At 62.0% G+C, this 7,333-nt stretch carries 4 protein-coding genes and 1 pseudogene; all 5 read left to right on the forward strand.

The genetic code is table 11. From position 1 onward, the window contains the following. Positions 1-352 precede the first annotated feature (352 nt). Positions 353-2,356, forward strand: a complete 2,004-nt coding sequence (locus N5A93_RS18180; protein ID WP_268956513.1) for a protein-L-isoaspartate(D-aspartate) O-methyltransferase — start codon at positions 353-355, stop codon at positions 2,354-2,356. 59 nt (positions 2,357-2,415) lie between these two features. After that, positions 2,416-2,877, forward strand: a complete 462-nt coding sequence (locus N5A93_RS18185) for a YbhB/YbcL family Raf kinase inhibitor-like protein (RefSeq protein WP_268956514.1) — start codon at positions 2,416-2,418, stop codon at positions 2,875-2,877. Positions 2,878-3,043: 166 nt separating this feature from the next. After that, positions 3,044-5,041: an NAD-dependent DNA ligase LigA gene (gene ligA / locus N5A93_RS18190; RefSeq protein WP_268956515.1), complete on the forward strand. Its 1,998-nt coding sequence runs from the start codon at positions 3,044-3,046 to the stop codon at positions 5,039-5,041. Positions 5,042-5,052: 11 nt separating this feature from the next. Next, the gene (polX, locus tag N5A93_RS18195) at positions 5,053-6,774 is read left to right on the forward strand and encodes a DNA polymerase/3'-5' exonuclease PolX (RefSeq protein WP_268956516.1); all 1,722 of its coding nucleotides are present in this window, start codon (positions 5,053-5,055) and stop codon (positions 6,772-6,774) included. Between the two features lie 115 nt (positions 6,775-6,889). Next, positions 6,890-7,333: pseudogene (locus N5A93_RS18200) on the forward strand (hypothetical protein); the annotation flags it as partial.

Raw genomic sequence — 7,333 nt, forward strand, 5'->3', positions numbered from 1 at the left:
AAGAGAAACAGCTTTCATGGCGATACAATCCAAGTCTTATGAGCAAAAGGGGGCAACACTCAGCTTTGGTGGTGAACCTTCTAAGCCAAGGACGCCGCAATCTGTGCCACGGGAAAAACCGGCTACACCACCAAACGAAACGCCACCGGCTCCGCCAGACGAGTCCCCGGAACCGCCCAGGGAAGTCCCGCCGGAAACGCCGCCGGATGTGCCACAGCCCCCTGGCGAAGTACCGATTGCTCCGCCACCGGAGGTTCCGACCGAGAGTTAAACCGGACTTATCGCAGCCCGCCCGCGTGCCTGGTCTGGTTGCCGTTCTGCACTCAAGGCAGAAGCAGTGAGGAGACGTGACATGACCGGCTATGATGATCTTCGCAACGAAATGGTCGAACGCCAGATCAAGGCGCGCGGCGTGCGTGATCCGCTGGTTCTGGATGCGATGAGACGCGTGCCGCGCGAGCGCTTCGTGCCGGAGCACCTGAAAGGTCAGGCATATCGGGACTGCCCGCTGCCCATCGACGCCGGACAAACCATCTCGCAACCCTATATCGTGGCCTACATGATCGAGGGGCTGGCCTTGAAGGGCGGCGAAAAGGTGCTCGAGATCGGCGCGGGGTCGGGCTATGCCGCTGCTGTGATGGCTGAAATCGCGGGCCAGGTTTTTGCCATCGAACGCCATGGCACACTGGCCTCCAGGGCCTCGGCGGCGCTTCAGGACGCAGGTTACACGAATGTCCACATCTTTCACGGGGACGGCACCAGAGGCTGGGAGGACGAAGCGCCGTTCGACGCGATCCTCGTGTCTGCGGGGGCACCCTTCATGCCGGAAACCCTCAAGTCCCAACTGGCGACGGGAGGCCGGATGGTCGTGCCCATCGGCAGCGACGCGCGCGCACAAGAGCTGGTGCGCGTGACACGGCGCGACAAGGGGCAATTCGACCGCGAGGATCTGGCCGATGTTCGCTTTGTCCCCCTGATCGGCGAACAAGGCTGGGAAGGCGCGCCGGAGGATGTGCAGACGGCACCGCCCCGCCTTGTCCAGCATCGTCCGCGTCAGACCGAAGGTCTGCCGGGCCTGATCCGCGCACACGCCGAGGCGTTCGAAGACGTGGAGAGCGCGCCGCTCGACATGATGATGGAGCGCATTGGCGATGCCCGCGTGGTGCTGATCGGCGAGGCAAGCCATGGCACCTCCGAGTTTTACCGAATTCGCGCGCTCATTACGAAAAGATTGATCGAGGAAAAGGGCTTTGCCATTGTGGCCGCCGAAGCCGACTGGCCTGATGCTGCCCGTATCGACCAATATGTGCGTCACCGCGAAACGCCACCGTCCGAGTGGCAGGCTTTCGCCCGCTTTCCAACCTGGATGTGGCGCAACGAGGAAGTCCGTACCTTTGCCGATTGGCTGCGTGAATGGAATGCGTCGCGCACCTCGCAGACGCAGGCGGGGTTTTATGGCCTCGACCTCTATAGCCTCTTCAACTCGGCGCAGGCGATTGTCGACTATCTGGAGGATGTGGATCCCGATCTCGCTCGTATTGCGCGTCACCGCTACGGCTGCCTCAGCCCTTGGGAGGCTGACCCGGCAGCTTATGGTCACGCAGCCCTGACCGGTACTTTTCGCAACTGCGAGGATGATGTGACGGCGATGCTTGTCGATCTGATGCGAAAACGTCAGGAATACGCGCTGAGCGACGGCGACCGTTTTCTGGATGCGGCGCAAAACGCCGCGCTGGTCGCCAATGCCGAAAAGTATTACCGGATCATGTATTACGGCTCACGCGCGTCGTGGAACTTGCGCGACGATCACATGTTCGAAACCCTGCAAAACGTGATGAACTTCCACGGGGACGGCGCCAAGGCGGTGGTTTGGGCGCATAATTCCCATATCGGTGATGCCCGTGCGACCGAGATGTCGCGCCGGGGAGAACGCAACCTTGGCGAGCTTTGCGCGCGCGGGTTCGGACAGGAAAGCTACCGGATCGGGATGGGCACGGATCATGGCACGGTCGCGGCCGCCAGTGACTGGAACGGTCCCATGGAGGTCAAGCAGGTCAGGCCATCCCACCCGCAAAGCTATGAGCGGCAGTTCCACCTGTCTGGCCTGCCGGGGCTCATCCTGCCGCTACGGGCAGGACACGAACTGGATGTCGCGACGGAGTTGTCCAAACCGCTGCTGGAACGGGCGATCGGCGTGATCTACCGCCCCGAGACCGAGCTTGCCAGCCATTACTTCGAAGCCGAGCTGCCCCGCCAGTTCGATGAATATGTCTGGATCGATGAAACGACTGCGGTCTCGCCACTCGGGGCCGGTCAAACACCGGGCCTGCCCGAGACCTACCCCTTCGGAACGTGAGATAAAGCCACCCCCCCTGACTGTCTGACAACAGACCCAAAAAAGCAAAGGAGACGTTCATGCTGATACTGACAAGCCCGGATTTCAATCACGGCGAGACGATTCCCGTCCGTTTCACCTGTGATGGCGATAACGTTTCGCCTGCCTTTCGCTGGACCGAACTGCCGGAGGGCACGAAAGAGCTTTTAATGGTCTGCGACGACCCCGATGCGCCGGGTGGTGTGTTCTGTCACTGGGCGGCTTGGGGCATTTCGCCCGACAGTGGCTTTCTGCGATCTGGCTTTGGACCGGAAACCTTGGAGCCGGGTTTTCAGCAGGCCATCAATGATTTCGGCAAACCCGGTTATGGCGGGCCCTGCCCACCCGAGGGGGACGCGCCACATTCCTATCATTTCCGCCTGAGCGCCCTGCGCGAGCCGATCACGACAGCCGCGTCCGGCGCGCGCTGCGAGGAAATCATCGCGCTCGCCCGGCCCAAGATCATCGAGTTCACCGAACTGGTCGGCTTCTATGGACGTTGACCCGGACTTGTCACCAAGCTGCGCGGACCGGCGCACTGGATCGATGCAACGGCAGTCAATGACGAAACCGTCCGGCACAGTGAGGGTGTTTCTGGTCGGCGGTGGATTACGTGCGGCTGGGTGGATTTGATTGGCGCGCCGCGCGCGAGCGAGGAATTGACTATCTATGCGCGACAAGTCTGATATTGCCAAGCAGGCCGAGGAACTGCGCGAGCAGATCAATCGCCATGACCGGTTGTATTATGTCGAGAACGCGCCCGAGATATCGGACCAAGAATACGACGACCTTTTCGCCGAGCTGGAAGAGCTGGAAGAACAGAATCCCGAAATCGTGGTGCCGGAGTCTCCGACGCAACGCGTCGGGGCAGAGCCGGAATCCGAACTTGGCAAGGTCGAGCATGTTGCGACGATGCTCAGTCTCGATGCTGTGCGCGACAAGACTGAGATTGCAGATTTCCTTGATCGGCTGCGCGAGGCTGTGGAAGACTCTGACGTGACTCTCGTGGCCGAGCCCAAATTTGATGGGCTGTCAATCGAAGTGATCTACGAGGACGGGCAGTTCTGCCGTGCCTCGACCCGTGGCGACGGGCAGAAGGGCGAGGACATCTCCCACACGCTGCGCACAGTCCGCGCCCTGCCGCTGAAACTCCAGGATACAGGCCGGGAGGCCAAAGAGCTGGCCGTGCGGGGCGAGGCAATCCTGCCCAGGTCCAGCTTTCAGGCGGTCAACAAGGCTCGTGTGGAGCGTGGCGACAAGCCTTTCGCCAACCCGCGCAATGCCGCGGCCGGTATTCTGCGGCGGCTCGACCCGTCCGAGGCCGAAGGCGTCCGGTTCGCCGTCACCTTCTACGATGCCACGGGGATCGGTCTGGCAGAGGCCCGCGGCCAGTGGGAGCTGCTGGCGGCGCTGCGCGATCTGGGGCTTCCGGTCATAGGCGAACGGACGCGGTGTGGATCGCTGCAGGAGGCCGAAGCGTTTCACGACGAGATGCAAGAGCGGCGCGAGGATCTTGATTACGAGATCGACGGTATCGTTTTGAAGCTCGACGCGCGTAAGGAGCGCGAAAATCTGGGTCAACGCAGCCGGAGCCCCAGATGGGCGATCGCTTGGAAATTTCCGCCCAGAATGGGCGAGACGCGGATTGCGGATATCGTGGTCGGGGTCGGTCGCACAGGAGCCCTGACGCCGGTTGCGCTGCTCGATCCGGTGGATGTTGGTGGCGTGACGGTGGCAAGGGCGACGCTGCATAACGCCGAGGAGATATACCGCAAGGACCTGCGTGTCGGCGATACCGTCAGGATCGAACGAGCCGGCGATGTAATCCCCGAAGTGGCAGAACGAGTGCCGCAGCCAGGCGTGGAGCGGTCCGGCCCGTTCGAGATGCCAGATTGCTGCCCCTCCTGCGGGGCCAAGGTTGAGCGGCGGGGGCCGCTGAACTATTGCCCGGCGGGCATTGCCTGCCCCGCGCAGCTCGTGGCGCGGCTGGTGCATTACGGCGCACGTGGGTCGATGGATGTCGAGGGCCTCGGGGAAAAGACCGCCGAGCAGCTTGTCGAGCGGGACATGGTTCAAGATATTGCCGACCTCTACGATCTTTCCGTCGAGGAATTGACCGCGCTCGACGGTTTCGCGGAGGCATCGGCCAAGGCGCTTCACGACGCCATTCATGCGCGCGGCGAGGTGCCACTGGATCGGTTCCTGCGCGCGCTCGGTATCTGTCATGTGGGCGCGGACGCGGCGCGTCGGCTGGCCATGGCCTTCGGCAGCCTCCAAGCGGTGAAAGAGGCGAGCCGGGCCGAGATCGAACAGGTCGCAGGGATCGGTGAGGAAACCGCGCAGAGCGTGGCCGCGTTTTTCGACGAAGAGCGGAACCGGGATGTCGTCGGGCGGCTCCTGCACGCCGGGGTATCGCCGCAAGCCATCGAACAATTGGACCAGTCTTTGAAGGGCAGGACATTCGTGCTGACTGGCACGCTTGAGAGATGGACGCGCGAGGAAGCGACCGAGGAAATCGAGCGTCGCGGCGGGCAAGTGGCGTCGAGCATCAGCGGCAATACGGATTACGTCGTCGTCGGCGCCGAGCCTGGCTCGAAGCAGGACGAGGCAAAGGAAGAAAGTGTCGAGATGCTCGACGAGGATGCATTCGCGAAGATGCTGGGCTGAGGAGGTGGGTCATGCCGGTACATAACAGCGAGATCGCCACGATTTTCGATCACGTGGCCGATCTGCTGGAAATCGAAGAGGCCAACCGGTTTCGTGTGCGCGCCTATCGCAACGCGGCCAACACGATCCGCGACCTGAGCCGGTCGCTGCAGAACATATTGGAGGAGGGTGAGGACCTATCTGAGCTGCCCGATATCGGCGAAGACCTTGCCGGCAAGATCGCCGAGATCGTGCGGACCGGGCGGCTCCCGCTTCTGGACGAGATCTCGGACGAGGTGCCGGAAGCGATTGTCGAAGCAACGCGCATCCCCGGGATCGGGCCGAAACGCGCCCGAGCGCTTTTCGAGGCACTGGATCTTTCGTCGGTCGATGACCTGAAGGAGGCGGCTGAGGAAGGCCGAATTGCCGCGATCGAGGGGTTCGGCGAGAAGACCCAGGCGCGGATCCACAAGGAGTTGAAACAGGGCGTGATCGGGGACGAGCGGATCCGGCTGGACGTGGCCGAGGATTTCGCCGAGCCGCTTCTGGAGTGGATCCGCAAGATCGATGACGTTTCGAAAGCCGAGATCGCCGGTAGTTACCGCCGCCGCAAGGATACTGTCGGCGATCTGGACATTCTCGTGCAGGGCGATGATGGCGGCGCGATCATCGACCGATTTATCGAGTATGACGAGATCGAGAAGATCGCGTCGAAGGGCAAGACGCGGTCGACCGTCACGCTGCGATCGGGCCTTCAGGTGGACCTGCGTGTCATCCCCGAACCAAGCTGGGGGGCCGCGCTGCATTACTTCACCGGATCGAAGTCGCATAACATCGCCGGGCGCAGGCGCGCGCAGGACCGCGATCTGAAGCTCAATGAATACGGTCTTTTCGACGGTGAGAAGCGGATTGCCGGGGCGACCGAGGAAGAGATTTACGGCGGGGTCGGTTTGCCCTGGATCGATCCGGTTCTGAGGGAGAACCGCGGCGAGATCGAGGCGGCCGACAAAGGGGAGTTGCCCGAGCTCGTCAAGCCCGGGGACATCAAGGGTGATCTGCATGCCCACACGACGGCGTCGGACGGCAAGAACAGCCTAGAGGAGATGGCGCAGGCGGCAAAGGAAAAGGGCTACGAGTATCTCGCGATCACCGATCATTCGAAAAGCCAAACCCAGGCCGGGGGGCTGAGCGAAGACGCGCTGCACCGGCAGATCGACGAGATCGGCGCGCTGAACGACAAGCTTGACGGCCTTCGTCTTCTGGCATCTTGCGAAGTGGACATCCTGGAGGACGGAAGCCTCGATTTTCCCGACAAGCTCCTGAAGCGGCTCGACCTTGTCGTCGCGTCGGTCCATTCGAAACTCGAACTGGCGGAGGACAGGCAGACCGAGCGCATGATCCGCGCCATGGACAACCCGCTGGTGTCGATCATCGGGCATCCGACCGGGCGGCGGATCGGGGAACGCAAGTCCTTTGCGCTTGATATGGAACGATTGCTGGAGGCTGCGAAGGATCGGGGTTGCATGCTGGAACTCAATGCGAACCCGGTCCGTCTTGATCTGAAAGATGTTCATTGCCGCATGGCAGCGGAGAAGGGGGTGGATATCGCGATTTCCACCGATTCGCACAGCACCGGGGGCTTGGGGAACATGCGGCTCGGCATCGACCAGGCCCGGCGAGGATGGCTGGCGGCGGAAAACATCGTCAACACCCGCAGCTGGAACAACCTGTCCAAAATGCTGCGGCGGAACTGAGAGGGAGGCGGACAAGCGATGACGCTAGAGATGTCCGTCGTCAGATAATTTTAGACGTTTACTCGCGCAATGCCGTGAGGGCGAGACGTCGGTTGTGTTCGTCCAGGACGATTTCTTGATCAGTGCCATGCGCCGGGATTCGTTCGACATCACCTACCGGATCGACAGCAATCCTGCGCAATCGACGCGCTGGAACGAGTTGACCAATAACAAGGGGGCCGGGCTGTTCGGCTCTGGCTCAGAGGGGTTCCTGCGCGGCCTCTATGATGCCGAGAGCTTTTTCATCCGGCTCACGGACAGCAATGGCCAACGCCACGATGCAGAATTTGATCTCGCCGGAATTCAGGACGCAATTGAGGCCGTGGCTGGCGCCTGCGGGTGGTCGACGCTAGATCTCTCGCCAGACGACTACCGCGCGATCCAGACTCTCCTGAACGCGGGCGGGTTTGACGCAGGCACCCGGGAGTGTCCTGAACTCTGTGTATCTGTCCCGGTCCATGCGGTTTCAGATACTCAAGCGTCGAAGCGCTCGCCGAACATTATGGCAAACTGGTTGCGG

The organism is Roseovarius salincola (assembly GCF_026891095.1).
Classification (GTDB): Bacteria; Pseudomonadota; Alphaproteobacteria; order Rhodobacterales; family Rhodobacteraceae; genus Roseovarius; species Roseovarius salincola.